We start from the raw sequence: 1,833 nt of genomic DNA on the forward strand, positions 1-1,833 counted from the left end.
AAGCCAGCCTTAAATTCCGCCTGCTGGCACTGCTGCTGCCCACCCTGGCCGTGGCCACCGCCACCAGCCTGTGGCTGACCCGCGTGGATGCCGTGGCCTCGGCCAATGCGGTCTACGACCGCTCCCTGCTCGGGGCCATCAAGGCGCTGGACCTGCACGTATCCACCGCCTCGGGCGGGCTGGCGGTGGAGCTGCCGTACCGGCTGTTCGAGTTTTTCCAGCTCACCGCCACCGGCAATGTGTACTTTCGTGTGGCCACCGACGATGGCCGGGTGGAGATCGGCCACACCGACCTGCCCGCGCCGCCCCAGCCGCTGCGCATTGGCGTACCGCAGTTTTTTGATGCCAGCTACTTTGGCGAGACCGTGCGCGTGGGCGCGTACCAGCGCACGCTGGAGCCGCTGCAACCGGCGGCAGGGCAGACCTTGCTGGTGATCCAGGTGGCCGAAAGCACCACCTCGCGCGAGCAGTTCACCCACCGCTTTGTGCGCCACGCCGTGCTGCGCGATGCCGCGTTCTTGCTGGCGGTGGGCGCGCTGGTGGTGCTGGGCCTGTACCTGGCCCTGCGCCCCATGGCCCGGGTGGCGCGGCACACCCAGGCCCGCGCCCCCGATGACCTGCGCCCCCTGCCCACGGCTGATTTGCCGCGCGACCTGCTGCCGCTGGTGGATGCGGTAAACCAGCAAATCGCCCGCACCGAAGCCCTGGTGGAGCAGCGCAGGGGCTTTATCGACGATGCCTCGCACCAGCTGCGCACGCCGCTGGCGGTGCTGCGCGCCCAGCTCGACTATCTGCTGCGCGAACCCGACCCGGCACAGCGCCAACTGGCGTTGCAAGCCCTGTCCGACGCGCTGGACCACGCCGTGCGCGCCACCAACCAGCTGCTGGCCCTGGCCCGCAGCGATGCCGCCCAGCCGCACTGGGAGCCGTTCGACCTGGCCGAGCTGGCCCGCGCGGTGGCGCTGGAGTTGCTGCCGCTGGCCCGCACGCGCGGCATCGACCTGGGCGTGGATGTGCCCGGCACGCCGCTACCCGCCCAGGGCGACCGCGCTCTGCTGCACCAAGCGCTGCTGAACATTGCCCACAACGCCTTGCAGCATGGCCGCGCCCACGGCGTGGTGACGCTGGAGGCACAGGCCGAGGCTGGGAGCTACCAGTTGCGCGTGCGCGACGACGGCCCCGGCATCGACCCCGCCATCGCCCCCCGGCTGGGCCAGCGCTTTGCCAAAAGCCGGGGCAGCCGGGGTTCGGGTTTGGGCCTGGCGATTGCGCGCTCGGTGCTGGAGCGGCATGGCGGACAACTGCGGCTGGAGACTGGCACGCCCGGTGTCTGCGCCATTCTGGAGTGGCCCACGCGATGAAGCGCCGCTGGCTCCTCCTGGCGACCCTGCTGGCAACCGCAGCCCACGCCGGGCTGCCCGAAGGCGCGCGCTGCATCGCCCCGGCCAAGGGCGGCGGCGGTTTTGATCTGACCTGCCAATTGCTGCGCGACATGCTGCAGGCCGCAGGCCAGACCCGCACGCCCATCGCCATCGACTACCAGCCCGGCTGCATAGGCGCGATGGCCTTGCACAGCACCGTGGCCCTGCGGCCAGCCGAGGCGCAGACAGTGGTGGCGTTCTCCAGCGGCACTTGGCTCAACCTGGTGCAGGGCCGGTTTGGCCGGTACAGCGCGGCCGACGTGCGCTGGCTGGCCGCGCTGGGCACCGACTACGGCGTGGTGGTGGTGCGCCAGGATGCACCGTGGCGCAGCCTGGCGCAATTGCTGGAGGCGCTGCGCAAAGACCCGAACCGGCTGATTTTTGGCGCAGGCGGCTCCATCGGCAGCCAAGA

Annotated in this window: 2 protein-coding genes; both read left to right on the forward strand. The window is 70.9% G+C overall.

Translation table 11 applies throughout. The features are described from left to right. Positions 1 to 1,361: sensor histidine kinase (locus AC097L_RS23485; RefSeq protein ID WP_479589152.1), on the forward strand; the 1,361-nt coding region annotated here is incomplete at its 5' end. Beyond that, on the forward strand, positions 1,358 to 1,833 hold a 476-nt coding region (locus tag AC097L_RS23490), incomplete at its 3' end, for a type 2 periplasmic-binding domain-containing protein (protein WP_479589153.1). The genes AC097L_RS23485 and AC097L_RS23490, both read left to right, overlap by 4 nt.

It is taken from the genome of Rhodoferax sp. RT5P35 (assembly GCF_056521385.1).